The sequence below is a fragment of the Nostoc sp. genome (genome assembly GCF_036917515.1).
GTDB lineage: Bacteria > Cyanobacteriota > Cyanobacteriia > Cyanobacteriales > Nostocaceae > Nostoc.
The window spans coordinates 1-25358 of record NZ_JBALDE010000060.1; the positions used below are offsets into that span (position 1 = coordinate 1).

A 25358-nucleotide genomic window follows, 5' to 3' on the forward strand; every position below is an offset into this window, starting at 1 on the left:
GCAAGCGGCATCAATTTTAGGGAAAATAGCTCCAGATAATCCCACTACTATTACTGCATTAGAGGAGTTAATTCGTGATTCTCAATCTGAATCTATCCGTAAGCTAGGGGCATCAAGTTTAGGAGAAATAGCTCCAGATAATCCCACTGCGATCGCTGCATTAGAGGAGTTAATTCGTAATTCTCAAGATGAATATATCCGTTGGCAAGCGGCATCAATTTTAGGGAAAATAGCTCCAGATAATCCCACTACTATTACTGCATTAGAGGAGTTAATTCGTGATTCTCAATCTGAATCTACCCGTTGGCAAGCGGCATTAATTTTAAGGAAAATAACTCCAGATAATCCCACTGCTATCGCTGCATTAGTGGAGTTAAGTTGTGATTCTCAATCTGAAAAAACCCGTAGGGAAGCGGCATCAAGTTTAGAGGAAATAGCCCCAGATAATCCCACTGCTATCGCTGCATTAGAGGAGTTAATTCGTGATTCTCAATCTGAAAAAATCCGTAGGGAAGCGGCATTAACTTTAAGGAAAATAGCTCCAGATAATCCCACTGCTATCGCTGCATTAATAGAGTTAATTCGTAATTCTCAATCTGAAGAAGTCCGTAGAGAAGCGGCATTAAGTTTAGGGAAAATAGCTTTAGATAATCCCACTGCTATCACTGCATTAGAGGAGTTAATTCGTGATTCTCAAGATGAATATACCCGTAGGAAAGCGGCATTAAGTTTAGTGGAAATAGCTCCAGATAATCCCACTGCTATTACTGCATTAGAGGAGTTAATTCGTGATTCTCAAGATGAATATAGCCGTTGGCAAGCGGCATTAAGTTTAGTGGAAATAGCTCCAGATAATCCCACTGCTATTACTGTATTAGAGGAGTTAATTCGTGATTCTCAAGATGAATATAGCCGTTGGCAAGCGGCATCAAGTTTAGGAGAAATAGCTCCAGATAATCCCACTGCGATCACTGCATTAGTGGAGTTAATTCGTGATTCTCAAGATGAATATAGCCGTTGGCAAGCGGCATCAAGTTTAGAGAAAATATTAACAGAATCTGACAAGATGACGGCAGTTGTCACTGCTTTGAAAAATTACTTATCAGATGAGGCTTACAAAGTTATCTGGCACTGCACCCAAACTATGACTTATCCAGCCTTTTATCAAGCTTGGCATAGTGACTCATTCTCACTTCAAAATTGAAAAACCCAACTTACTGATATTAATTTCATCTTTTTATTGAGTGCCATTTAAAGCTGGATTAATGAGATTAGATAAGGAATTGAAAAAGCGATGATACCATCTCAAATTATCTTAGATCGGGTGCGATTGTTTTCCATAAGTATTCCAATCAAAAATCTGAATATCTGTAATATATTCATAAGTATAATTATTTATATCTTTGCAGTGCGTTTACAACCCCATGATCAAACCCGCCGATGTCAGCACCAAACGCTTAATCAGCCTTGCACCTGATAACTGGGTAAAATGGGTAACGCAAATTCCTGATATTATTGCTGGCGAAATTCTCAACTCAGAATTTCAGTGGATAAGTCGAGAAAGTGATGTTTTAATCCGTGTCGAAAGTCCCCAGCATGGAAAATTTCTTGTTCTTAACGAATTACAACTGCGCTATAAACCAGAAATGCCACGTAGGATGCGTGCATACACAGCACTTGCAGAAGAAAAATATAATTTGCCCACGTATCCAGTACTAATTAATATTCTTAAGGCAAGTGACGCTGAAATACCTACAAGCTACGCATTAAATATTGCTGGTTTACGTGCTATTCAAGATTACCGTGTCATTAACCTGTGGGAAGTTGATGTCGAAATTGCTTTTCAATAACCCTTACCATCCTTACTGCCGTTTGTACCCATCCTCAAAGGAGGTGATAACGAGTCTACAATTCGGGACGCATTGCGAATCTTACGTGCAGATGAACAATTGAATCAACTAGAAACAGTATTAGGATTTTTTGCTACGTTTGTATTAGATAGTGCAATAGTTCAACAAATTTTGAGGTGGGATATGGCACTTTTAGAGCAGTCGCCTTGGTATCAAGAAATTTTTAGCAAAGGGGAAGAACGAGGAAGAAAGCAAGAATTATATTCAGGTATTGAATTAGCATTAGAAATTAAGTTTGGCAATCAAGGTTCAGAATTGATGCCGATAATCTCTCAAATTACGGATTTGCAGAAATTAAAAACAATTCAGCAGGCAATTAAAACTGTAAATACAGTCAATGAATTACAGCAAATTTTATAACCTTTTACATAAAACACCAAAAACATAACCCCTCTCCGCCATCGGAAAGGGGTTAATCACTGCCGAAACTCAGCATTATATTGTACAGACGCGATTCATCGCGTCTCTATTCAGCACTATCTAATAAGCGTCTTGCAACTCATAGAAATCAGGCGAGATATAATCCTTCCGCAAAGGCCAACCTACCCAATCTTCCGGCATCAAAAGCCGCTTAAGATTTGGGTGTCCTTCGTAGATAATGCCGAACATATCGTAAGACTCGCGCTCTTGCCAATCTGCGGTCTTCCAAATCCAGTACACAGAAGGCACTACGGGGTTTTCCCGTGGTAAGAACACCTTCACTCGCACTTCTTCGGGGCGATCGCTATTATCACCCACTTTAATCAAGTGATACATACTCACTAATTCTTGTCCTGGGCCAAGGTCAATGCCACCTTGACACTGGAGATAATTAAACCCATAAGCATAAAGGGCTGTAGCGGTGGGAAGCAAGAAATCTGCCGCCACCTTAATTATCTCTACACCATTCTTGTCTGGTGCTAAAAACTCATGGTCAAAGCCATTTTCCGTCAACCACTGGGAAACTTTACCCGCTTGTACCAATGACTCTTCTTTCGCTGCTGGTACTGGTTTAGACTCTTCTTCGTCTGCTGATACTGCTTTAGGTTCTTCTTCAGCCACGGGTTTGTTCCTCCTTTTGTGCCTTTGCTGTCAGTAGTGCAGGTGGTATTGGCATACCAATCGCTTCCGTCAATTCCTTCGGTGGTACGGAGCGAGTTTCTGACTGCAAATACTTACCAGTTAAGATTTCCTCTACTGGCTTCAAATTATGAGTCGTGCTGTAGTAGCGGTGAGTTTGTTTAATTTTACCTCGCTCTTGCATCGATTCATTGGCGATTTTCTTCCGCAGCTTAATGATTGCGTCAATAATTGCTTCTGGACGGGGAGGACAACCAGGTAAGTACACATCCACAGGAATCAGTTTATCGACTCCGCGCACTGCCGTAGGGGAATCAACGCTGAACATTCCGCCTGTAATTGTGCAAGCTCCCATCGCAATTACATACTTCGGCTCTGGCATTTGTTCGTAAAGACGCACCAGTTGTGGAGCCATCTTCATCGTAATAGTCCCTGCCGTAATAATTAAATCGGCTTGGCGGGGGCTAGAACGGGGAATTAGCCCAAAACGGTCAAAGTCAAATCGGGAACCAATTAAAGCTGCAAACTCAATAAAACAGCAAGCAGTACCAAATAACAACGGCCACAGACTAGAAAGCCGCGCCCAGTCGTAGAGATCATCAACCGTCGTCAAAATGACGTTTTCTGAAAGGTCTTGAGTGATTGTAGTCCGTTCAATGGGGTTGATGATTCGTTCTTTGCCCTGGGTTGTTAAGTTAGAATTCAAGACCATTCCAAAGCTCCTTTACGCCATGCGTAAACTAAAGCGACTACAAGAATTGCAATAAAGACTAGCGCTTCAATAAATGCTAATAGCCCCAAGCGGTGAAAAGCTACCGCCCAAGGATACAAGAATACAGTCTCCACATCAAAGACGACGAAGACTAGAGCAAACATGTAGTAGCGGATGTTGAACTGAATCCAGGCTCCCCCGATGGGTTCCATTCCAGATTCATAAGTAGTGCGACGTTCTGGAGCGTAACCACTGGGTCGTAGAAGCTTGGAAGCTGAGAGCGCTAAGGCAGGTACTAGGCTACAGATGATGAAGAAGCCTAGAAGGTACTCGTAACCGCTGAGGACAAACACAATGAGTATCTACCGCTTATGGAGTATTTTAAGTAGTGACTGGAGATTGGGTACTGATGACAGAGAATTAGGGATTTAAGAGTGGGAGGACAAAGAAATTTTCTTTGCAATGCCCAATGACGCCACTTGCTCCACTTGGGGAGCCACCCCCGTGGGCGGGTTTCCCGACTTGAGGGGAGTGGCGTGAGACCCCTTGGCGCTAGCCTCTCCCTTTGGGAGAAGACCGAGTGGCTCCCCAATGCCCAATGCCCCATGCCCAATCCCGTAACTGCGTAACTTTCTTTTACATTATATCTGTTTGGTTTTTCTGAAATCTGGGAAACAGACGCACTTCAGGTATTTGATTCGCTTTTGCTAGTGATAGAAAAGTCTAACAATTATGTCATAATTTTTAACGTATATTTAAGATTTCTTCTCTGCGAGGCCTTAGCCATGAGCGAACCAGCTGTTGAGACTACGGTGTTAGACCGCTACGAGTGTCGCGCCTGCGGTTATGTTTACGAACCCGAAAAGGGAGACGACAAGGATGATATTCCTTCTGGGACAACCTTTGCAGAACTACCCATGAATTGGCGCTGTCCAGTTTGTTCTGCTAAAAAGACCGCTTTTGCTAACATCGGCCCTGCGGGTACTGCATCCGGCTTCAAAGAAAATCTCGGTTATGGTTTGGGTGTCAACAACCTAACGCCAACCCAAAAGAATATCCTAATTTTTGGTGCTTTGGCTCTTGGCTTCTTGTTTTTTATCAGTCTCTACGGCTTACAATGACAGCCTTTAAGCAATTCTAAATAACGCTCTCTATGAGAGATTTTACACTGCGCTAACAAAATTCAAAATGAAAAACGCAGGATTTTCCAGCATCCTAGCTGCCAAATCCGACAAAAATTTAGAAATAACTAAGAAATACTGATGCATTCAATTGTGAAAGGTTGGCAACGAATATTTGCCTTGTTAATAGTAGTCGTGATCTGCATAGGTTGTAGCCAAGTCCCCTCTGTTAGCTACAACCCTTGGAAAGTCATTTCTGTGCCAACAGACTCGAATTTATTGGATATTGCTTTTACTAATAACCTTGAGCATGGCTACTTAGTGGGTAGCAATGCCACTCTATTGGAAACCAATGACGGTGGTAATACTTGGAAACCAATAATACTGCAACTGGAGGAGCAAAAGTATCGCTTTGACTCAGTAAGTTTTGCAGGTAAAGAAGGCTGGATTGCCGGAGAGCCTGGACTGTTACTACATACTAGCGATGAAGGTGCTTCTTGGTCGCGTATTCCTCTGAGCGAAAAGCTACCAGGTAGCCCGATTGCAGTTAAGGCGCTAGCAGACAATACAGCTGAAATGGCTACTAATGTTGGAGCCATATATAAGACCACAGACGGCGGCAAAAACTGGAAAGCCCAGGTGGAATCAGCAGTGGGTGTGGTGCGTAACTTAGAGCGTTCTGCTGATGGTAAATATGTTGCAGTTTCGGCTAAGGGTAGTTTCTACTCAACTTGGGAACCAGGGCAAGATGCTTGGGTACCCCATAACCGCAATAGTTCTCGGCGGGTAGAAAACATGGGCTTTGGTGAAAATGGGCAATTGTGGTTGTTAGCTAGAGGAGGTCAAGTTCAGTTTAGTGATGAAACAAAACCTGACGAGTGGCAAAAGGCACAATATCCAGAGTTATCCACCAGCTGGGGTTTACTGGATTTAGCATATCGCACACCCAATGAAATTTGGGTAGGTGGCGGTAGCGGTAATTTGCTACGGAGTGGCGACGGTGGCAAAACCTGGGAAAAAGACCGTGAGGTAGAAGAAGTTGCGGCTAATTTATACAAGATTGTGTTCTTAGAGCCAGAGCGGGGATTTATAATTGGCGATCGCGGCGTTTTGCTCAAATATCTACCAAACCCTGAAACAACTTCCCCAGAAGCAGCTTAGTGAGTAAGAGGTAGAGGAAGCAGGGGAGCAAGGGTGCAGGGGAGAAGTTGCAGTAAGTTTTTCCCCTCTGCCCCTCTGCACCTACCCACCTTTGCCTTTTATGTTCAATGCCCAATGCCCAATACTTTCGACTCCCTTCTCTATGAGAGGCTGCGCCAACGACTACCAAGAGGGCAAGTCGCTCAGTACAAGTGCCCAATGCCCCATACCTAATTTCTGAGAAGAACGTTGCAACTTGTAACTCTTTCTTAACTTTGTAGGATAATAAACTCAATAACACTCTATGTATAAGGTAGGGATCTAAATGTCAGGTACCACTGGAGAACGTCCGTTTTCGGATATCATTACTAGCGTTCGTTACTGGGTAATCCACAGCATCACCATCCCAGCATTATTTATTGCTGGTTGGCTATTTGTCAGCACCGGACTGGCTTATGATGCTTTTGGTACACCCCGTCCCAACGAGTATTTCACACCGGCGCGGCAGGAAGTGCCCATTGTGAAGAACCGTTTTGAAGCTAAAAAACAAGTTGAACAATTTATTGGAAAATAGTTTGAGATCATGACTAGCGGCAATAACATCAATCAACCAGTTACCTATCCAATTTTTACTGTTAGATGGCTGGCAGTTCACACCTTAGGTGTACCAACTGTATTCTTTTTGGGCGCGATCGCCGCAATGCAATTTATTCAACGTTAGGAGCAATTATGGCAGAAAGATCGCCCAACCCCAATAATCAGCCGGTTGAACTAAACCGGACTTCGCTATACCTGGGATTACTAATGATTTTCGTTCTGGGTATTCTGTTTTCTAGTTACTTCTTTAACTAATTAGAAGTACTGTTGTTAATCTTGGTTTATGAACGTGTGTTGATTTGTTGTTAAGGGAGGAGAGAAGCTGTGTCTGGAAGTGGGAGAATTCCCCTGTGGGTCGTCGCTACGATCGCAGGTTTAGGTATAATTACAGTCTTGGGCATTTTCTTTTATGGTGCCTACGCCGGACTCGGTTCTTCGATTTAACATGAGTTAGTTTGAACCGAACACTATAAGTTAGAATTTTCTAGCATTTGTTGAGAAATCAACGTTAAAAAAACCGCCTGTCTCATAGAGACAGGCGGTATTAATTTTGGTCATTAGTCAATTGTCCTACCCTGTGGGAAGCCCTTCGGGTGACGCTCCTGCGTCGCTAACGCTGCGCTAACAGCAGTCGCTCATGGGGGAAACCCCCAAGACCGCGCTGCTTCACCGCTGGCGCGTCTATGTTATTGTTTTTTGCAAATGACTAATGACTAATGACTATATCAATATCAGTTAATATTACTGATATCATCGCTTTCAATGTATAAAAACAGAAACGCGAAGACTACACCTGGCAAAATCCAACCAATTATGGGAATGAAGATAGCAGACAAGTAGGAAGTACTAGCCAAGATAGAAGGCAAAAAAGATACTGCCATAGTAAAGGTTCCTATCAAATTACACTACAATTCAAAATGAGCTTACTGCAAATTCTGCCAGATTTTTGAAATTCTTTCATATTTTTAACACAGGGGACGATGGGGAGCAGAGGAGACAAGCAGGACAAGAGGGACAAGGAGAAATTATTAGAACAAATCTCTCTTTGAAGTTCTGATGCCTACGGCGGGCTACGCCAACGCCGGAAGCCGGCGCTGGTGACTTCTCTCCCTTGTCTCCCCCCTCTTCCTTGTCTACCTTGTCTCTTCTCCATGCCCAATGCCCAACTCCCAATGCTTAATACCCCTCATACCTGAAATTACATACCCAAGAGTTCATCTAGCTGTAAGTCTGGCAAGTCAGGAGGAATTACAGTTCGGACTATTGTGACTTTGTGACTCTCCTGTTGGGTTGTTAGATCGAGTGCGATCGCTTCTAAGCGAATTTCCAAACAGCCAAAGGGAATGTTTAATTGTGTCATCACTTCCAACCCTACCGATGCATTAGGAAGTAAATTTGTCAATAAATGGGGACCATCCAGTAAGTAGCGAGTTTGATAATCTTTAAGCCATAACTTGACAACAACTTGCGAAGGTAATTCTGGCAATACTACGCGCACTATGACAGACTTACCAGCAATTAATTCGCCTTCTGGCACATACAAATGTGGAGTTGGCAAAGGCTCAGTGGCTGCCGCAATTATAGGTAAGGAAGAAGATGAATATAACAGTGGTTGCTCCTTTCCTTCAAAGGTGTAATTCTCCCTTGCATCGCCTTCCATCTCAGTATCTGTATCATCTACAACGATTTCTTGCGCCAACCAAGCTGATGCTATATTTATTTTTATCGGAGGAGGAGGGGGCGGTATTTGTGTTAAGAGAGCTGATGAGATTGTTAGTTCTTCTAGTACTTTTTCTATTTCCGTATTTTCTCCGTTCCCCAGTTCCATTTCCTGCGCTGTGTCTATATCTTCCCCAAAGTTCCCCATTTCAGGAGCCAATCCTTCAACTTCTTCCCATGTCTCTTGTCCCTTGCGCATTTCAGTCAGGAGAAGTTGTGAACTGCTCCAACCTTCGCTCAGATTATTCTCCGTGTTGGTATCTAGGTCTAACGGCAAGTTAACATCAATATTCGCATTTTCTGCACTAGGAGAAAGGGGTATCTGCTGTGCTGGAACATAGTTATTGTTATCTTGAGGTTGCAGATCGTTGATAGATTCAGGCAAAAAGTATCCTTGGCTTTGCATCCACTTCCTAAGCAGGGGAGATGAGTAAAGGTTTCCTGTTGTATTGAATTGTGCATTTTGCGGGGCTATTACTTCAGCAACAGATTCTTCCTGGAATTGTGTATTTTGCGGGGCTACTACTTCAGCAACGGATTCTTTTTGAAATTGTGTATTTTCCGGGGCTATTACTTCAGCAACAGACTCTTCCTGGAATTGTGCCTCATCTACTAATAATTCAGGTGTATTTTCATTTTCAACCACAGTTGCGTCTAACTTTGGCAAGTCTTCAGCCGCTTTGACTGCCAATGTATCTGGAGAAACATGGTTTTTTACTTTTTCTTCTGGATCGTCTGGCAAAGCTTGTAACCGTTTCAAGTATGGCAAAGTAGTCTCAAGTATTGGCATTCGACGTTGCTTGATGACCAACTGCTCCAAGTTGATGGTGGCTATAGTAGCATCCTTTTCTAAAAGCTCCTCCTGTGCAGCAGGTGGTTCTGCAACGACATCTGGGGGAATGTTGGCATCACTTTGAATAGGAGGCAGTTTCGGAAATTGAGGCAATGAAATACTTGAATTCTTGAGCTTAGATGTCCGCAGGCTAGCTTCTCGCAAAACTTGTAGGTTAATTTGCGGTGGTAGGGGTGTGTTTGGGGATGGATTAACTATTTGAGACAGGTCTGTTTTTGGAGTTTTGACCAGATTTAATAGTTGCAAATCGAGTTTAAAAGGTGTCTCTGTTTTAGTGAGAGCAGTAGATGAGTCTGATAATGCTATGTTGTCATTTAAAGATGTACTGGGTTTTGCTGGGGCTGTGATTGCCAGTAATTCTGTTACATCTGCTGTAATGGTGAAGGACTGGCTGGCTAACCGCATGACTTCACCAGCATCGGCGAATTTACCATACAAACTGATATCTGCCAAAATTAACTTGGATTCACAATCAGCAGGAATATCAATTGAGGTATTGATGTTGAAAGGTAATTCCCGATTTGATAAGGGTTTCCGTATTTTGGTCAAGATTTTCGAGTTCTTGGGCGATCGCAGTTCAATTTCTAGTTCAAGCGCCCGTAAGCTTTTTGGAGATAATGTTTCACCCCAATCTATATTTGTCTTTTCTTGGAATTCTATGTACCCGTTGATTATAAGAGCTTGTCCCCAACGAGCAATGTAATTATTCTGACTTAAAGTTAGCAGTAATGGTGGCGCTAGTTGTGTTGCCGAAGAATCTGTAACCTTTTCATCTTTGAGCAGCAGTTCAGAGGCAGGTAAAGCTAAATCTATTAAATTTTGTAAAATCTGCTCTGCCGTTTCTCCTTTTAGCCACACAGGACTCATAGGCTCATCGATAACTATATCTTCATCTTTTTCCATTTTCTCTGATACAACAGTGATATCAAGGTTTCTGTCTGTAATTGCTAGTTCTTCAAAAACAGCGATCGCTTGATCTAGCTCAATTACAGTTTCTGGTGAGGCATTAGATTCCAAATTCCCTTCATCTGGAACAACAGTGGTAGTAAAATTGCTATCTGTAGTAATTGCTAGTTCTTCAAAAACAGCGATCGCTTGATCTAGCTCAATTACAGTTTCTGGTGAGGCATTAGATTCCAAGTTCTCTTGAACAACAGTGGTAGTAAGGTTGCTATCTGTAGTAATTGCTAGTTCTTCAGAAACAGCAATCGCTTGCTCTAGCTCAATTACCGTTTCTGGTGGGGCATTAAATTCCAAGTTCTCTTTATCTGGAACAACAGTGGTAGTAAGGTTGCTATCTGTAGTAATTGCTAGTTCTTCAAAAACAGCGATCGCTTGCTCTAGCTCAATTACCGTTTCTGGTGAGGCATTAGATTCCAAATTCCCTTCATCTGGAACAACAGTGGTAGTAAAATTGCTATCTGTAGTAATTGCTAGTTCTTCAGAAACAGCGATCGCTTGCTCTAGCTCAATTACAGGTTCTGCTGGGACATTAGATTTCAAGTTTTCTTCATCTGGTGCAACAGTGGTAGTAAGGTTGCTATCTGTAGTTGCTAGTTCTTCAGAAACAGCGATCGCTTTCTCAAACGTAAATAACGTAATTGCAGTTTCTGCTGGGGCATTAGATTCAAAGTTTTCTGAAACAGTATCTGAGTAATCGTCGGGTGAACTTGATTCTAAATTTTTCCTCAGCTCTTTTTGTGCTAACAGTGAGAAGACTTGCACTTGAACGCTGTATTGCCAAGATTTACCGAGCAGATCCGACATCAAATCGCCAGAACACCGCAACTCCCAAACTCCCGGTTGAAAGTAGGTAAAAGGAATTATCGCTATTAAGCCTTCTGAATTAGTGCGACGTGATCGCTTGAAAATTCGCCGCGTTGGTTGAACTTCTTCAGTTGAAGAGTGAGTTACCCGCACTTCCACGTCTGTATTCAGAAGGTTAGAACAAGCCAAAACTCTATACTGCCCTTCCAAAATTTCCAAATTTGGCGATTCTAGGATATGCCATGAGCGAGCGCCTTGTTTCTGTATCAGAAATTGCCAGTGTTCCATTGTAAGTGATGCCCAGACCGACGAGCCGCTGAGTAATATTGTGGATTAACTTGCTTGCAAGTTTACCTCAGTATTTTAGAAATGCCTCACTTAAATGACTATCAAGTTAACTCAGTTTTACTGACTTGACTTGTCACACTTTAACTACTTACCTCAAGGGAATTTCAAAGGGTCGCCATGTTGCTTGTGCGTAAAGCTTTGTTGTTTTCTGAATATTAAGTTTGACAAACCCTAGTGCTAAATTAGCAGGGCTGCAATGGATACCGTTAGTTATCTTTGCTCAACTTAGTGCAAAGAATTTTGTATTATTTTTTACTAATTTTTACTAAAATTCCCACTTTTAATAGACACAACGTACAATAAATAAAAATTCACTTGAGAATTGTTATTGAATCGTAATTGCCCACATTTTTGTTACAAAGAGGTAGGATGTGGTTCTAAAGTGTCCTCTGCGATCGCCCAAGGTAGGTGTAAATCACAACACTTAACCGCGCAAAACGCATTCAACCTACCTGAAACTGCTCTTTGAAGGGCGACAAAGCGTGTTTACCCTGAGTGAAATGTGGGTGACAATGAGGATTTACAGGAGGGATTGGATGCTAGTCATTTTAATGGACGATCAAATCCTTGCCCCTGAGCAGGTTTGCCAGTCTTGTTTACTCGCTGACGTGAGCGGTCAACCCCGTTGGCGTGGTGGTCAATTGCGCTGTGGTCAAGCCATTCGCAAACTTACTCAACAGCAGCCAGACCAGTATGAGTGTATGATGGGCTTTCGCATCGCCCATATAGAATAGTTGAATTTCTCAGAAGACCAAGTAACTGCGTTATCCTAAGCTCAAGTAACTATTGAAATTTAACCACAGGAGAACGCATAATGTCTTGGCGCGGGTCTACAACAGTTTCAGATCGGATTTTTGCTTCCTTGCCTTATTTGCTTCCTCTAATTGAAGTTTTTGTATTTGGTAGATATTTGTTCTTAGAGTTTCCACCACTACAACTACTGTTTCTGCCGCTTCTGCCATTGTTAAGAATTTATTACGGCGTGCGTTATGCAGGAATGATTATTTTCTTTGCTTTATTTTTGCTGGTAGTAAGAAACGAAAAAATTAGTCACTTTGTTCGTTTTAACACCATGCAAGCAATTCTTTTGGACATCATTATCTTTTTGTTTAGCATCCTAACTGATGTTGTGGGACTAGTTCCCTCTGGTGGTTTTGCAATCCAAACCCTATCCACAACCATTTTTATCGGCATAGTGGGAGCAGTCACATATTCAGTCATCCAGTCTGTAAGCGGACGTTATGCAGAAATTCCGGCGATATCTGATGCAGTGTATATGCAAGTGCGTTAGAAGTTAACGGGACACTATGGTGTTTTCCAGGCGACCAATACCTTCAATTTCTACGCGGACGCGATCGCCTGGATGCAATGGACTGACACCCTCCGGCGTACCAGTAAGCACCAAATCACCAGGTAATAGGGTCATCACCTGACTGATATAGGAAACTAGAATATCGGGAGAAAACACCATCCGATCAATACAAGTAGATTGAACTGGATTGGCATCGTCATTGACAAAAGTCTGTAATCTCGCTCCTGGATTTAATTCCCGCACAATCCAAGGGCCCAAGGGACAGAAAGTATCAAAACCTTTGGCTCGCGTCCACTGACCATCCTGTTTTTGTAAATCCCGCGCTGTTACGTCATTGGCGATGGTGTAGCCCCAAATTTTGGTTTGGGCTACTTCTGGTGTGCATTCAAAGGCGTAATCACCAATCACTAGAGCTAACTCTCCTTCATAGTCAACTCTTTGTGACTGGGGAGGATACTTAATTTCCCTCTCAGAAGGAATGATCGACGTAGGTGGCTTAAGAAAGATTAGTGGCTCAGAAGGTACTGGAGTTCCCATTTCGGCTGCATGATCTGCATAATTCTTACCCACCGCCACAATTTTTGAGGGAGCGCAGGGAGCCAGAATTTGGTAATTTTCTGGTGTCAAAGTTAAATCAGTGGGTTGTCCTTGTAACCAGGGTGGAGCATCTAGCACCTGCACATTCAGGGATAGCTGTAGTAACCCATAGTAAATCTGTCCTTCTGGATTTTGAATTCGCACGTAGCGCTGCGCCATAACCTTGATCAATATCCTTTTATCTGCGATTAGAAGCTGTGAGCAGGACGCAATCGTCAGTTAGCTGTTTAGCAAACCGATTGAGCCTTGAGCAAAAAAGCGATCGCTATAAGATGCCCTTAAAGAAAGATACCCCTTAGCGAAGCTGATAGCTCGATCAATTTTGTTAAAGAAATATAGGGGTTGCCTTCCAACCTAGTAGTACGCCTTGGCAACGCCAGCGGGGTAAAGGGGAAGGTGGGGTCCCCTCTGGGGATAAGGGGCAGGGGAAAAGAAGAAAGGTTTTTATCCCTTACCCTTTTCCCTTTAACCTTTACCCAACCTCCATCTAACATTTTTGGATTGGCAGACTACTAGTTTTCATTTGGAAGATCCAAAAAATCCAAACTTCGGCGATTTGGCTAATGATTCAAATTGAAAACTGGTAAGATTATAGTTCCTTGTTGCTTCAGATGTTGAGCAATACTGACATTTTTAATAAAATGAAAGTATAAATTAGCATCAGCAACCAATTTTGTCCATGAGGAAACTGAAAAATATGACTACAAATTACGAAACAATGTACATTCTGCGTCCTGATCTGGGAGAGGAACAGGTAGAGCAAGCAGTTACTAAATATGAGAATTTGCTTCGCGATCAAGGCGCCGAAGATATCCAAATTCAAAATCGTGGTAAGCGCCGTCTGGCTTACGAAATCAAAAAACACCGCGATGGCATCTACATCCAGTTAAACTACAGCGCGCCTGCAACTGCGATCGCCCCCTTTGAACGTGCCATGCGCTTGAGTGAAGAGGTGATTCGCTATTTGACAATTAAGCAGGAAATTGAAGAGGAAAAACCCCCGAAAGAGGAAAAGGAAAAGCCCACTAAAGCAGCTGCAACAGTTGCAACAGTCTAAAAGACTGAGGACTGGGGACTAGGAACTAGTAACTAGAAAAGGAACTGAATGTTCAATCCTCACTCCCATTCAAGAAAATTTTGTCTTTTTCTTTTTTCGTCACTTATTTGGGAATGCTAAATTAACAAATACTTGCCAAAGGTAGTACTTCCGCAGTTATACCTAAGAGTGGACAAGATTCTGAATGGGAGCTTTAAGCTACTGTGAGCCAATCTGATACACCTAATATTCAAGTTCTCTCGACGGAAGTATCGCAGCTACGCCAAGAGTTGCAACTTCGCGATCAATTAGTGCAACAACTTTCTCAAGAACTCTTCCGGCTGGTAAAGGGTAACACTAGTTTTATGCCTCAGCAGCCGGAACTTGAGCGCGATCTGACCCAGTTACACGCTTTACAAGAACAACTCCAAGCTGTGGAACAACAGGTGGCGTTCTACCAAGAGCAAATTACAACTCGTGACTCCGAAATTTACCAATTGCGACAGTCAGTTCAAGAACTTACCGATCGCACTCGGATGTTGGAGCAAGTAGTACAAGAATTGCCTCAAATATACCGTCGGAAGTTTGAGGAGCGGATGACACCAGTGAGAGAAAAGGTAGCAATGCTACAACGGGAAAATCGCCAACTGCAAGCAGAACTGCAAAGTGTGAGTTACCGTTTAGCACTCAAAACTCGTAATGCTAGTCACAGCGGTATTGATTTGCCAAATTTCCCCCGCCCAGCATCCGAACAAACTAATATTTCGACTCCCCAGAATGCCTAAAATTACCATGATGGTGAAATCTAAGAGGTAAAAAATTGGTGCATGAAAGCATCTTGGAGGTATCCAAGTAATAGATCGAGGCAAAAATAACTATAAACTTAGAAATAACGTAAAAGCTGAGATTCTAACCTTTCTTACCTCTTGCTTCCTTTCACTATTTACACTGCATATAAAACAATAAACTGAGAGTAATTTGAAAAACCCTGTCTTTAAAAGGCTGGGGAGTGTCACAAACAATTGCATTTGCTTTGACCAATTTTAGTTATTTCTGAACTTTACTGCTTTAGGTAGATGACTTCCAATAAGCAGATTCATTCACTCGTAATTTATACTACCTAGCTCAAAGCCATGAGTTTCCCTCAACATTCTTCTCCAGACAAGAAAGAAGATCGGCTTGCTAGCATCAGACTATTATCTTAAGAGAATGTTAAAAATGCAAATATTGCTTGACTCCGCCATCCTTCTTTAGGTAGATTTATTAGTTAGTCTGCTAGCATCAGACTGTTATCTTTGACGTTGGTAAAAATATCTTGGTAAGTGTGAAAAATTTCAAACACTGTATCAAGTTGGGTAAGTTCCAAAATCAACCGTACAGGAGCTTGTACGTTGCATAGAACCAAGCGGCAACCACTTTGACGTGCAGCTTTTAACCCTTTTACTAAAGGTACTAACCCAGAGCTGTCCATGAAGTTAACTTCTGCTAGGTCGATAACCCAGAGTTGATAAGCTTGAGGGACTACTCCAGCCATCTGTTCGCTCAAAGCCTTACCGCCTTCCAAATCTATGCTTCCTTGGGGTTTAAACAAAATCACTTGAAGTTCTTGTGTGAGAGTCATGAATTTAACAGGGTAATTGGAACACTTGACAAAAAATTGAAAAAGACACAAATACTTCTTTTCTTTCAACGGTGAAATGACTCTTTTACCCAGATATTTGGGCAATTGTAGTCTTACAATTGAGAGAGATTATTTCAGTATTAATGTCGTATAATTTGTGATAACTTTCATCAATATAGGCATAAGCGCCTAACAATTTCGGTATCAACCGTATCTTTTACAAAATTTTCACCATTTCAACGGATATTTATAAATTTTCTATAAAATTTTTAATCTTTTTTCAATAAATTATCAGCATATGGTAGAAGTTGCAAAAATATTCAAAATTTAACAGTTACTATAGACTAGAAACTATGGATTATTCAGTATTAAACTAATGACTTAATGACTCTATGTATTAGTTTGATTGACACCCCACCCAAAAAAAAGCAAAAATATAGTAAAAGTAAAAATTTGTAAAGACGGCGGTGTGGAATGTCTTTAGAGCTGATTTCACTAGAAAATATCCAGAAAGTTGCTCATAATTACGGGTATTGGGCAATTTTCTTCGGAATTTTGCTAGAAAATTTAGGCATTCCCCTTCCTGGTGAAACCGTGACCTTAGTGGGCGGGTTTTTAGCTGGCAGCGATGAACTAAATTTCTGGCTGGTTCTCGGTGACGCAATCATGGGTGCTGTCGTTGGTGGTACTTGTGGCTATTGGATTGGTAGAGTTAGCGGTTGGGCTTTTCTGGTAAAAGTTGGTGGTATATTTCGGATTTCTGAAATCCGGCTGCTGAGTATTAAAGATCAATTTAGTCAAAATGCTGCTAAGGCAGTGTTTTTTGGACGTTTTTTGGCATTGTTACGAGTTTTTGCTGCACCACTAGCTGGTATAGCTGAAATGCCCTTTGGAAAATTCTTTTTATACAATTTGTTAGGAGCAGTTGCTTGGGCTAGTTTGATGGTGACATTAGCTTTTTTTGCTGGCAAAATTGTCTCTTTAGAACAATTGGTTGCTTGGGTGGGTCAATTTGCGATCGCAGCCTTACTAATCCTCGCTGCCTTAATTTTTGTGCCCCTGTGGCTAGAATCTCGCCAGATTAAAAGTGCAACAGAAGAGTAAGTCAAGCATAAATAAGTGAGGAGTGAGGAGTAAAGTAAAAAGTGAATTTTTTAACTTTTACTTTAGTTTTTTACTTTTTTAACTCCTAACTCCTGTACAGACGCGATTAATCGCGTCTGTACTCTTAACTTCTAATCTGCTTTGACCAAATGCGAGTTGGTAATCCCCAAACGTAGATAAAGCCTTCAGCGGCTTTGTGGTCAAATTTGTCTTCGGCTCCGTAGGTTGCCAAATCGGGAGTATAGAGAGAATTATCGCTAGAACGCCCAACTATTGTAGAGTTGCCCTTGAACAACTTCACTCGCACAGTTCCAGAAACTTGCTCTTGTGTCTTTTGAATAAAGGCATCAAGTGCAACTTTCAGTGGACTGTACCACAAACCGTTGTAAACAATTTGGCTGTAAGTTTCTTCAATCCCACGCTTGTAATGGGTGACATCCGCCGTTAAAATCAAGCTTTCTAAATCTCTATGTGCCTGAATTAACACCAACATCGCGGGTGATTCGTAGATTTCCCGCGATTTAATCCCCACCAGACGGTTTTCAATCATATCGATCCGTCCGATGCCATGATTTCCTACCACCTGATTGAGTTCTTCAATTAGCTCAACTGGCTTTTTGGCTATACCGTTGATGGTTGTGGGCATACCGTCGTGGAAACCAATTTCGATGTACTCTGGTTCGTTAGGAGTGTGAGCGATCGCCTTGGTCATCTCATAAATTTCTTCTGGTGGCTCAAATGACGGATCTTCGAGTAAACCAGCTTCAATACTACGACCAAGCAAATTCTTGTCAATACTATAGGGAGAAGATTTTTTGACTGGTGAGGGAATACCAAACTTTTCCCCATAAGCGATCGTTTCCTCACGACTCATCCCCCATTCTCTAGCTGGTGCGAGGATCTTCAAGTTTGGGTTTAAGGCGGTTACAGAGACATCAAAGCGAACCTGATCGTTGCCTTTACCAGTGCAACCGTGAGCGATGGCATCAGCACCATATTTTTCGGCTGTCTCTACTAATATTTTGGCAATCAGTGGACGAGCCAGGGCGGTTCCTAAAGGATAACGATTTTCATAAAGGGCGTTGGCTTGAATCGCTCCAAAGGCGTAATCTTTAACGAAGCTGTCTTTGACATCCGCCACTAGGGATTCACTTGCACCCGATTTCAGAGCTTTTTCTCTGATTGGCTCTAATTCATCTCCCTGACCTAAATCTGCTGCGAGGGTAATCACCTCTTCCACACCCCACTCTTGTTTGAGGTAGGGGATGCAGACTGAGGTATCCACTCCGCCAGAATATGCCAGGACAACCTTTTTGGCACGACCCATTAATTTCTCCAGTTAGGATAACAAAGAATGAGTCATTATTATATCTAAACTAGTCCATGTATACTTTATTCATGCAATAACCTATAAGGGGATTTAGGAGTTAGGAGTCAAAATTATACTTCACTCTTAATCCAGTTCAGTTAAGCTCTAAGCAGTTATGAGTATAAAAAAAGAAAATTTTTCTCAAGCTTGCTATGCGTTGATCGTAGAAGAAGGGGCGATCGTAAATAGCAAAAGGATTAGGACGAGCTTACTTATGTAAACTCGCCCTAATTTGTTTTTAATGTTAACTTAGTTTTGAAATTCTTATACAGGCTAAGGGTAGAGTGTAGAGAAAATCAGGAAAATCTTACTGAGCTAAGATTAATATATTTAATGAGATTGCCTTACACTTTGTAACTTCTCGTTCTTGCGCTTGCGTAGAAACATACCACCTATAGCCAGCATACCTAAGGTAACACTAGGCTCAGGAACAGACTTAGGGTCAAAACCTGTAAATCTATCAGTTCCTTGATGGAAAGAATGGTTGTCACTTTCAAATCCACCACCACCTGCTTGGGTAATGACAATCTTGTTGAAAATATCGTTGCTACTATCTGAGTAGAAGTGAAGGTAGCCATTTCCTTCACCGCCATGCTGTGACGCATGAATTGGAGCAACTGGGTTCACATCCTCAGTTGTAAATGATTTGATCAGAGTATTGCCTTTGTAGAAGGAAAAAACGTTCCCAGAACTAATAGCTCCCCAGTCAATACCGAAATAATTGAGAGAACTTGCAAGGTTAATTGTGACTTGATCGCCGTTGAAAACTGCCAAATACTTACCATTATTGACCTCACCATTTGCCCCAGCAGGTGCCCATACATCTGACCTTACACTGCTGCTTCCACTGTTGTTCTCAAAAGAGTACTTAGCGAAACCAGTTGTTGGTGCTTGACCATTATTGAAGTTAACAGTTGTCGTACCAGGAAGCTGAGTAAACTCAGAAAAAGCACCTTGGTCAGTTTCTCCATTAGGGCCTGCAATCCCTGTGGTTACTTTGAAGGAAATAGCCTGGGCAGAACCTGCATAGATAAATGAAGAGATTGCAGATAGGGATAGAGCAGCGATACAAGCAATTTTTGTAAGAGACATACTTTTGAGATTTTGTATTTTTATTTGTTGAAAAATTCGCTGTGCGATTTGAGTTCATTATGTAATGTCTTCTATCAAGAAGAATAGGATGAAAATACTGGATTTGTATTTACTGAAAAATTGCTAGATTTGGGAAAATACTTGCTTGATTATCGAACAGAAATAAGTAGTTTCACTTGCCGAAACAGGGGATAGAATATCTGTTCTTTATCTTCAGATAAAGAAGTTGTAAAGTACTTTCGTATATATTAAGAATTTGTATTTTCGGATGTTGTACTGATTAAGGACTAATAAAGACAACGGACAAAACTGTTTGATGATTCTCTGTTTACTGATAAATAGAAATATATTCATGTTCATTACCATTCGTTTTGACATTCTTTCCTTGCTCTGTCTACTCGTCTTTCTCCAGTTAACTATCCCACCTAAGTTTTTTTGACATGGGTAGTAACATGAATTAGACTACCTCTTGCAACAAAAGAATCTTGAATCTATGCATCCAACTGAAGAAGCTGTCCCTACTCGCGTTATCGGTTTAATTAGTGGCACATCTGTAGATGGAATAGACGCTGCGTTGGTAGACATTTCCGGCATAGAATTGGATCTCAAAGTTGAGTTGCTAGCCGGGGCAACATATCCTTATCCAGCCGAACTCAGAGAAAGAATATTAGCAGTTGGTGCAGGCGTTGCTATCTCAATGGCAGAATTAGCAGAAATAGATGATGCGATCGCCCAAGTTTTTGCCCAAGCTGCCCAGAATATTCAAATTGGTCATCAACCAGCTACTCTCATTGGCTCCCACGGTCAGACAGTTTATCATCGACCACCTAAAGGAGGAGCAGGGGAGCAGGGAAGCAGGGGGAGAGAAATGCTCACTACCCACGGGTTAAACCCTAGCTATTCGCTAACAGCACAGGGTACTTCCTTAGGTTACAGTCTTCAATTGGGACGCGGTGCATTAATTGCCCATCTTACGAACATTGCAACTGTGAGCAACTTCCGCGTTGCTGATATTGCTATAGGTGGTCATGGTGCGCCTCTCGTGCCCAGAGTGGATGCTTATTTACTCAGTCATCCCCAGGAGGGACGTTGTATTCAAAACATTGGTGGTATTGGCAATGTTGCTTATATTCCGCCTCGGCATGGAGACTGGCTCTCAAAAATTCGCGCTTGGGATACTGGGCCAGGAAATAGTCTGTTGGATCTAGCGGTGGAGCATTTAAGCGCTGGTGCTAAAACTTACGATGAAGATGGCAATTGGGCAGCAAGTGGTACTCCTTGCAATCCATTGGTAGAACAATGGCTCAACCAAGACTACTTTCATCTACCGCCACCAAAATCGACAGGACGCGAGTTATTTGGCGTGACTTACCTACATCAGTGTTTAAAAGATGCTCAAGCATACCAACTCAATCCTGCTGACATTCTGGCAACTCTCACAGAACTTACAGCTGCTTCAATTTTTCATAGTTACCGCACTTTTTTGCCAGAAATGCCACAACGGGTACTATTATGTGGTGGTGGTAGTCGCAATATATATTTGAAACAAAGATTGCAGTTCTTGTTGGGATCAATACCAGTCTGGACTACAGATGAAGTCGGCTTGAGTGCAGATTTTAAAGAAGCGATCGCTTTTGCAGTTTTAGCTTACTGGCGACATTTGGGTATTCCTGGCAACCTACCCACTGCTACAGGTGCACCTCAAGAAGTACTTTTGGGAGAAATTCACCAAGGTCAGTCCTGAGTCAAGAACAAGAAACAAGATAAAAAATTTCTTCATTCTCACTCGCAACTTAGCACTGCTATAACTATAGTCTTGGCGGCACTCGAGCAAGATAGGGAATAAAAGGTGGCTCATACTTTTTTATTGGAACCAGGACGCTGGGCAATGGAAGGAAATTGGCTGGAACGCAATGGTATGCCAATTAGCGTTAAGGGTATGACCTTGGTAGCTTGGAATCGAGATAACTGGTTCACTATGGCCACAAAACTGATATTCCCAGGTAGCGATCGCTCCGAAATCTCTCTGCAATACAAGGGGCGGCTGCATGATGGAGAGCGTCAGTATACTTTTTTACTACAACATAATATTTTGGGGCAAGTTGAAGGCGAAGGCTGGATTGGTCTGGATACTATCGTACAGCGTTATTGGGTAATAGGCGATCGTCAGCGTCGTAGTGGCTTTGAAACCCTACACCGGATTTCGCAAGATACATATTATCTTAGTAGTGGTATTTTAGCTGGTCATTTTTTAACTAGCACAATGGAAGCTAGTCTAGAGCGTCAGTCAGCTTAAAAGCAGCGCTGTCAAACTGCTTTGCTGTTTTTCTAAGCCAAAAACCGCCGTTCAAAAAACTTTGGCGACGCACTGGTTTACCAACGCCTAACATCTCCCAGCCAACTTTGACCACTTATCGTTTATTCTCACCGATCTACTGATACCAATTCCAGAAAATAATGAAACAGATGCGTAGTAGTCTGTCAATAAATAATTGATGGATAGATTTCCTGTAGAGACGGCGATTTATCGCGTCTCTCTAACCGCCAAAATGAATTTGACAGACCAGTAAGTAGGTTAGTTAAACAAGTGAAATCCAGCAAATACAACACTTTTAGGTGTTGGGTTTTGTCCCTAAACTTAACCTACATCTGTAGCAATCATTTTTTCAATTGCTATGAGTTGTATAGTAAAAAAGAAACAATCAAATTATCATCGTCAGAATTTTAGTATTTTACCTAACCGTGTAATCAGGAGTTCAGTTTCGTGAATCCTAAAGTCTCCGTTATTATCCCTGCTTACAATACTGAAACTTATATTGGGAAGGCAATAGAGTCAGCCTTAAAGCAAACACTCACTGACATTGAAGTCATCATGGTTGATGATGGCTCAAGTGATAAAACTGTAGAAGTCGCTAAAAGTTTCATCGATCAACGTCTGAAAGTGATAGTTAATCAGCAAAATCTGGGAGCAGCGGCTGCACGTAATCGCGCCTTCAGAGCAGCCCAAGGAGAATGGATTGCTGTACTTGATTCAGATGATTGGTATGCTCCCGAAAGATTAGAAAAGCTTGTATCTTTGGCAAATGAAATAAATGCAGACATGATTGCTGATGATGTTTATCTTATCAAAGATGGTGAAACATCTCCTTGGAGTACATTGATTCAAGAAAGTGGAGTCTCTATAGATAAAATGATCCAAATTGATATTGTTTATTTTGTAGAAACTGATGTTTATGGACAACCAGGGTTGCATCTTGGTTTAAGCAAGCCTTTATTCAAACGAGAATTTCTGGTTAAACACGGCATTGAGTACGATGAAGATATCAGAATGGGTCAAGATTTTTGGCTTGATATGAAATGCCTAATCAAAGGATCTCGGTTTTTTATTGAACCAAAACCCTATTATTTCTACCGTTCACGCCCTGGTTCTCTTGTATATCAAAGCCAACTACCACGTCTAACTCAATACTGCAAAGCTACGAATTATTTCATGCAACAAGAGGTTGTAAAAAAAAATTCCCCTTTAATGCGTGCTCTATCTTATAATCTTGCAGTCTATAAGAAAAATTTAGCTTACCTTCAAGTTGTAGAACCTATAAAGCAAGGAAATTTGTTAACAGCATTCACAGAAATCAGGAAAAATCCGGGCTTTATTTATGAATTTATGTCCCGATTTCATGGGATTGTTGAGCGTCGAATTCAATACTATGTGATGAATAATAAATCAAGTTTTGATATATATCCTAACCAACAGATAAAACGAAAAACTACCTCTTAAGCTCCACAGGTTTGTCAATAAATAATACATCTTTACATAGTAATAATCAGCTTGAAGGTTAAAAATATTATTAGGTAATCATAAAATGTTTTAAAAGTATTGGACGAGTATAATTCGCTATTACACAAACTCAAGTCTATCTCCGTGGAAGAATGCCAATTTAAAGGTTTGTTAACCTGCAAAGGTAGCTAAAGTCTCATGTTGCCAAACTAATGCCGTCTTCTCCCTACACAAAGCAACTTCTCCAAGAGTTGGCGAGACACCAAGAGTGATAGCGCATTAGTCAAAATTGGGCAAACTAAAACTACACCACAATTAAAGTGCAAAATGGTATAAAGCGTCATTATAAATCTACTCTTTATGCTTGTTTGATTTGGTATGTTGCATCAGTTGCGATAACCGTCTTGATTGCAAACGGTCAGACGTGGTTTCAATTTTCTAAAAGAGGACTGAAAAAGCTAGTACAGCACCACGTAAATAAACCAACTATTGGAAATCACACAAAAGCCTAGCTTATAAGCTTTTTGCTTTTTGACTTCCATTTCTGTCTTGCAGTAAAAGCATAAAAAGTCATTTCTAGGCGCAATAATCAGATATCAGTTTGAATGCACTTGTCCTCTTAAACACTTACAACCTGCTTTTAGAGTCGAATTTTCTATGTCAGACCCCAACATTGGTCGCTTACTCAGCAAACGCTACCAACTCCAAGAGTTAATCGGTACTGGAGCAATGGGTCGGGTTTATCGTGCTAAAGATACATTGTTGGGAGGTGTACCTGTTGCGGTTAAGTTTCTAGCTCTATCAATCCAAAATGAAAAGATGCGATTGCAAGACCGCTTTGAGAGAGAAGCAAAAACCTGTGCTTTACTAGGGCAAAAAAGTATACATATTGTCCGAGTTATGGACTATGGCGTAGATGACAATAACATCCCCTTCTACGTCATGGAATACTTACAAGGACAAAGCCTGAACAATATTATTCGCAAGCAACGATTACCTTTACCAAGATTCCTTAGTATGGCGCGTCAACTCAGCCTGGGGTTACAGTGCGCCCATGATGGCATCCCGGTTGATGGCACTATTTGCCCAATTATCCATCGTGATGTTAAGCCAAGCAATATGCTGGTGATTCAAGATCCCAGTTTTGGAGAATTGGTCAAGGTTCTAGATTTTGGTATTGCTAAGTTATTACAGTCAGATGGCGACCATACAAAATTTTATTTGGGGACGTTGGCTTATTCTTCTCCTGAACAGATGGAGGGTAAGGAATTAGACAACCGTGCTGATATTTATAGTTTGGGCGTCATGATGTTTGAGATGCTCACAGGCAAAATGCCACTGGTGGCACCAACTCACTCTTTTGGTGCGTGGTATAAAACACATCACTATCAAAAACCACGTTCTTTTGCTGAGGTTGCTCCGGGATTAGAACTACCAAAAGAAATCGAAAATTTAGTGATGAGTTGTCTAGCTAAAGTAGCACGCGATCGCCCCCAAAGTATTAATGAAATCCTTAGAGTTTTAGCATCTTTAGAAAAGCCTGAGCATACACGCAAAGTTCAGCAAGCCGACTATGCCCTAGTTCCCACTACTACAGCTAACACTGAGCTTGAACAAAAGACCAAAGCCGATTTGCGGGTATCTTGGTCAAATGATGAAATCGCTCGTGCCATTTCCTGGCCCCAAAATAAACCAATTGCCGATATTGTGTTTCCCCAGCCCATTCATACCAATGGGGAGGTTTTACCAGCTTTGTGGGTGATGCTACCGCAAGAGGAAATTCAAAAACGCTTACTCTGTACCCGCTATAACCAATTTCTGTTCATCTCTATCCCTCATCCCATGCTGCTATGGATTACTGTCATCTACAATCGCAAGCATGGCGCTAAATGGTTGCCTTATTACCTCGATCTCAAAACCAGCCTTGGTCAAGAAATTGCCCGGTTACTACAGCACACTGGTTACTACCGCCTCTTATTCTTTGCACGAGAAGCACCAAATCGCTGTACCCACATCTTACTTTCCAGCGTCGCTTCTGCACAGCGCCAACGACTGCAAGAGTGGGTCGCAATGAGCAATACGTTGATGTCCTCTGCCGACCCGCAAACTAGTAAAAGTTTGCTCAAAAAGGAGTACGAAAAGATTAAGCCTCAAATTATAACAAAACTGGAAAGTATTGATACAGATTCTCCGTACGATCTTTCCAGCTAAACATAATTTCTT

25 protein-coding genes and 1 pseudogene are annotated in these 25358 nt (G+C 41.6%); 17 read left to right on the forward strand and 9 right to left on the reverse strand.

Annotated features, from left to right (window positions below):
- Together V7K89_RS07445 and V7K89_RS07450 are read left to right on the forward strand one after the other, a co-directional pair.
- A partial coding sequence (locus V7K89_RS07445) for a HEAT repeat domain-containing protein (RefSeq protein ID WP_335185784.1) occupies window positions 1–1204 on the forward strand: 1204 nt, incomplete at its 5' end.
- 220 nt (window positions 1205–1424) lie between these two features.
- A pseudogene (locus tag V7K89_RS07450) lies at window positions 1425–2270 on the forward strand (Rpn family recombination-promoting nuclease/putative transposase).
- 120 nt (window positions 2271–2390) lie between these two features.
- On the opposite strand, the gene V7K89_RS07455 reads toward V7K89_RS07450, so the two are convergent.
- Genes V7K89_RS07455 through ndhC form a run of 3 tightly spaced genes read right to left on the reverse strand, consistent with a single transcriptional unit; the run spans window position 2391 to window position 4034 of the window.
- The gene (locus V7K89_RS07455; RefSeq protein WP_335185786.1) at window positions 2391–2951 is read right to left on the reverse strand and encodes an NAD(P)H-quinone oxidoreductase subunit J; all 561 of its coding nucleotides are present in this window, start codon (window positions 2949–2951) and stop codon (window positions 2391–2393) included.
- Window positions 2944–3681: a photosynthetic/respiratory NAD(P)H-quinone oxidoreductase subunit K gene (gene ndhK / locus V7K89_RS07460; protein ID WP_335185788.1), complete on the reverse strand. Its 738-nt coding sequence runs from the start codon at window positions 3679–3681 to the stop codon at window positions 2944–2946. The genes V7K89_RS07455 and ndhK overlap by 8 nt, the downstream gene beginning before the upstream one ends.
- On the reverse strand, window positions 3672–4034 hold the full coding sequence (gene ndhC / locus V7K89_RS07465; RefSeq protein WP_012411797.1) for a photosynthetic/respiratory NAD(P)H-quinone oxidoreductase subunit C: 363 nt from the start codon (window positions 4032–4034) through the stop codon (window positions 3672–3674). Before ndhC ends, ndhK begins: the two co-directional genes overlap by 10 nt.
- Window positions 4035–4466: 432 nt before the next feature.
- Here ndhC and V7K89_RS07470 point away from each other — a divergent pair, with 432 nt between their 5' ends.
- From V7K89_RS07470 to V7K89_RS07495, 6 genes are all read left to right on the forward strand, one after another.
- Entirely contained in the window at window positions 4467–4802 is a 336-nt protein-coding gene (locus V7K89_RS07470) for a rubredoxin (RefSeq protein WP_292859401.1), read from the forward strand.
- Between the two features lie 141 nt (window positions 4803–4943).
- A complete protein-coding gene (locus V7K89_RS07475; RefSeq protein WP_335185790.1) occupies window positions 4944–5963 on the forward strand; it encodes a photosynthesis system II assembly factor Ycf48 in 1020 nt (339 codons plus the stop codon).
- 304 nt (window positions 5964–6267) lie between these two features.
- Window positions 6268–6516: a cytochrome b559 subunit alpha gene (gene psbE / locus V7K89_RS07480; protein ID WP_012411800.1), complete on the forward strand. Its 249-nt coding sequence runs from the start codon at window positions 6268–6270 to the stop codon at window positions 6514–6516.
- A 9-nt stretch (window positions 6517–6525) separates the two neighbouring features.
- A complete protein-coding gene (psbF, locus tag V7K89_RS07485) occupies window positions 6526–6663 on the forward strand; it encodes a cytochrome b559 subunit beta (protein WP_015115279.1) in 138 nt (45 codons plus the stop codon).
- An 8-nt stretch (window positions 6664–6671) separates the two neighbouring features.
- Window positions 6672–6794, forward strand: a complete 123-nt coding sequence (locus V7K89_RS07490; RefSeq protein WP_104908255.1) for a photosystem II reaction center protein L — start codon at window positions 6672–6674, stop codon at window positions 6792–6794.
- Between the two features lie 69 nt (window positions 6795–6863).
- Window positions 6864–6983 carry a photosystem II reaction center protein J gene (locus V7K89_RS07495; RefSeq protein ID WP_012411803.1) on the forward strand — a complete coding sequence of 40 codons (120 nt, stop codon included), beginning with the start codon at window positions 6864–6866 and terminating at the stop codon, window positions 6981–6983.
- 287 nt (window positions 6984–7270) lie between these two features.
- Here V7K89_RS07495 and psaI read toward each other — a convergent pair whose 3' ends face one another.
- Window positions 7271–7420, reverse strand: a complete 150-nt coding sequence (psaI, locus tag V7K89_RS07500; protein WP_335185792.1) for a photosystem I reaction center subunit VIII — start codon at window positions 7418–7420, stop codon at window positions 7271–7273.
- Between the two features lie 317 nt (window positions 7421–7737).
- Window positions 7738–11166, reverse strand: coding sequence for a hypothetical protein (locus tag V7K89_RS07505; protein ID WP_335185794.1), 3429 nt, complete (start codon window positions 11164–11166; stop codon window positions 7738–7740).
- A 596-nt stretch (window positions 11167–11762) separates the two neighbouring features.
- Here V7K89_RS07505 and V7K89_RS07510 point away from each other — a divergent pair.
- The gene (locus V7K89_RS07510) at window positions 11763–11960 is read left to right on the forward strand and encodes a hypothetical protein (protein ID WP_335185796.1); all 198 of its coding nucleotides are present in this window, start codon (window positions 11763–11765) and stop codon (window positions 11958–11960) included.
- A gap of 80 nt (window positions 11961–12040) precedes the next feature.
- Window positions 12041–12517, forward strand: a complete 477-nt coding sequence (locus V7K89_RS07515) for a Tic20 family protein (protein WP_335185798.1) — start codon at window positions 12041–12043, stop codon at window positions 12515–12517.
- Between the two features lie 3 nt (window positions 12518–12520).
- Here V7K89_RS07515 and V7K89_RS07520 read toward each other — a convergent pair whose 3' ends face one another.
- On the reverse strand, window positions 12521–13294 hold the full coding sequence (locus V7K89_RS07520) for a fumarylacetoacetate hydrolase family protein (RefSeq protein WP_335185800.1): 774 nt from the start codon (window positions 13292–13294) through the stop codon (window positions 12521–12523).
- A gap of 538 nt (window positions 13295–13832) precedes the next feature.
- Here V7K89_RS07520 and rpsF point away from each other — a divergent pair.
- A complete protein-coding gene (rpsF, locus tag V7K89_RS07525; RefSeq protein WP_335185803.1) occupies window positions 13833–14192 on the forward strand; it encodes a 30S ribosomal protein S6 in 360 nt (119 codons plus the stop codon).
- A 203-nt stretch (window positions 14193–14395) separates the two neighbouring features.
- On the forward strand, window positions 14396–14956 hold the full coding sequence (locus V7K89_RS07530; RefSeq protein WP_322719501.1) for an Npun_F5560 family protein: 561 nt from the start codon (window positions 14396–14398) through the stop codon (window positions 14954–14956).
- Between the two features lie 482 nt (window positions 14957–15438).
- On the opposite strand, the gene V7K89_RS07535 is transcribed toward V7K89_RS07530, so the two are convergent.
- Window positions 15439–15792, reverse strand: a complete 354-nt coding sequence (locus V7K89_RS07535; protein WP_335185806.1) for an STAS domain-containing protein — start codon at window positions 15790–15792, stop codon at window positions 15439–15441.
- A 474-nt stretch (window positions 15793–16266) separates the two neighbouring features.
- Here V7K89_RS07535 and V7K89_RS07540 point away from each other — a divergent pair, with 474 nt between their 5' ends.
- Entirely contained in the window at window positions 16267–16896 is a 630-nt protein-coding gene (locus V7K89_RS07540; protein WP_335185808.1) for a DedA family protein, read from the forward strand.
- A gap of 124 nt (window positions 16897–17020) precedes the next feature.
- Here V7K89_RS07540 and V7K89_RS07545 read toward each other — a convergent pair whose 3' ends face one another.
- Together V7K89_RS07545 and V7K89_RS07550 are read right to left on the reverse strand one after the other, a co-directional pair.
- Window positions 17021–18223 (reverse strand): argininosuccinate synthase, encoded by a 1203-nt coding sequence (locus V7K89_RS07545; protein ID WP_335185810.1) that lies wholly within the window; start codon window positions 18221–18223, stop codon window positions 17021–17023.
- Between the two features lie 372 nt (window positions 18224–18595).
- Window positions 18596–19357 carry an Npun_F0296 family exosortase-dependent surface protein gene (locus V7K89_RS07550; RefSeq protein WP_335185812.1) on the reverse strand — a complete coding sequence of 254 codons (762 nt, stop codon included), beginning with the start codon at window positions 19355–19357 and terminating at the stop codon, window positions 18596–18598.
- Between the two features lie 493 nt (window positions 19358–19850).
- Here V7K89_RS07550 and V7K89_RS07555 point away from each other — a divergent pair, with 493 nt between their 5' ends.
- The 4 genes from V7K89_RS07555 (at window position 19851) to V7K89_RS07570 (ending at window position 25346) form a co-directional block, all read left to right on the forward strand.
- Complete coding sequence (locus V7K89_RS07555; protein WP_335185814.1) at window positions 19851–21101, forward strand: anhydro-N-acetylmuramic acid kinase; 1251 nt, start codon at window positions 19851–19853, stop codon at window positions 21099–21101.
- Between the two features lie 105 nt (window positions 21102–21206).
- On the forward strand, window positions 21207–21653 hold the full coding sequence (locus V7K89_RS07560; protein WP_335185816.1) for a hypothetical protein: 447 nt from the start codon (window positions 21207–21209) through the stop codon (window positions 21651–21653).
- Between the two features lie 468 nt (window positions 21654–22121).
- The gene (locus tag V7K89_RS07565; RefSeq protein ID WP_335185818.1) at window positions 22122–23135 is read left to right on the forward strand and encodes a glycosyltransferase family 2 protein; all 1014 of its coding nucleotides are present in this window, start codon (window positions 22122–22124) and stop codon (window positions 23133–23135) included.
- 657 nt (window positions 23136–23792) lie between these two features.
- Complete coding sequence (locus tag V7K89_RS07570) at window positions 23793–25346, forward strand: serine/threonine-protein kinase (RefSeq protein WP_335185820.1); 1554 nt, start codon at window positions 23793–23795, stop codon at window positions 25344–25346.
- Window positions 25347–25358 lie beyond the last annotated feature (12 nt).

What these genes read in the sequence shown, in the direction of transcription:
- V7K89_RS07520 (WP_335185800.1), bottom strand. Translation starts at nt 13,294, where the DNA reads ATGGCGCAGCGCTACGTGCGAATTCAAAATCCAGAAGGACAGATTTAC.
- psaI (WP_335185792.1), bottom strand. Translation starts at nt 7,420, where the DNA reads ATGGCAGTATCTTTTTTGCCTTCTATCTTGGCTAGTACTTCCTACTTG.
- V7K89_RS07510 (WP_335185796.1), top strand. Translation starts at nt 11,763, where the DNA reads ATGCTAGTCATTTTAATGGACGATCAAATCCTTGCCCCTGAGCAGGTT.
- rpsF (WP_335185803.1), top strand. Translation starts at nt 13,833, where the DNA reads ATGACTACAAATTACGAAACAATGTACATTCTGCGTCCTGATCTGGGA.
- psbF (WP_015115279.1), top strand. Translation starts at nt 6,526, where the DNA reads ATGACTAGCGGCAATAACATCAATCAACCAGTTACCTATCCAATTTTT.
- V7K89_RS07490 (WP_104908255.1), top strand. Translation starts at nt 6,672, where the DNA reads ATGGCAGAAAGATCGCCCAACCCCAATAATCAGCCGGTTGAACTAAAC.
- ndhK (WP_335185788.1), bottom strand. Translation starts at nt 3,681, where the DNA reads ATGGTCTTGAATTCTAACTTAACAACCCAGGGCAAAGAACGAATCATC.
- psbE (WP_012411800.1), top strand. Translation starts at nt 6,268, where the DNA reads ATGTCAGGTACCACTGGAGAACGTCCGTTTTCGGATATCATTACTAGC.
- V7K89_RS07505 (WP_335185794.1), bottom strand. Translation starts at nt 11,166, where the DNA reads ATGGAACACTGGCAATTTCTGATACAGAAACAAGGCGCTCGCTCATGG.
- V7K89_RS07515 (WP_335185798.1), top strand. Translation starts at nt 12,041, where the DNA reads ATGTCTTGGCGCGGGTCTACAACAGTTTCAGATCGGATTTTTGCTTCC.
- V7K89_RS07535 (WP_335185806.1), bottom strand. Translation starts at nt 15,792, where the DNA reads ATGACTCTCACACAAGAACTTCAAGTGATTTTGTTTAAACCCCAAGGA.
- V7K89_RS07545 (WP_335185810.1), bottom strand. Translation starts at nt 18,223, where the DNA reads ATGGGTCGTGCCAAAAAGGTTGTCCTGGCATATTCTGGCGGAGTGGAT.
- V7K89_RS07470 (WP_292859401.1), top strand. Translation starts at nt 4,467, where the DNA reads ATGAGCGAACCAGCTGTTGAGACTACGGTGTTAGACCGCTACGAGTGT.
- V7K89_RS07475 (WP_335185790.1), top strand. Translation starts at nt 4,944, where the DNA reads ATGCATTCAATTGTGAAAGGTTGGCAACGAATATTTGCCTTGTTAATA.
- V7K89_RS07555 (WP_335185814.1), top strand. Translation starts at nt 19,851, where the DNA reads ATGCATCCAACTGAAGAAGCTGTCCCTACTCGCGTTATCGGTTTAATT.
- V7K89_RS07550 (WP_335185812.1), bottom strand. Translation starts at nt 19,357, where the DNA reads ATGTCTCTTACAAAAATTGCTTGTATCGCTGCTCTATCCCTATCTGCA.
- V7K89_RS07540 (WP_335185808.1), top strand. Translation starts at nt 16,267, where the DNA reads ATGTCTTTAGAGCTGATTTCACTAGAAAATATCCAGAAAGTTGCTCAT.
- V7K89_RS07570 (WP_335185820.1), top strand. Translation starts at nt 23,793, where the DNA reads ATGTCAGACCCCAACATTGGTCGCTTACTCAGCAAACGCTACCAACTC.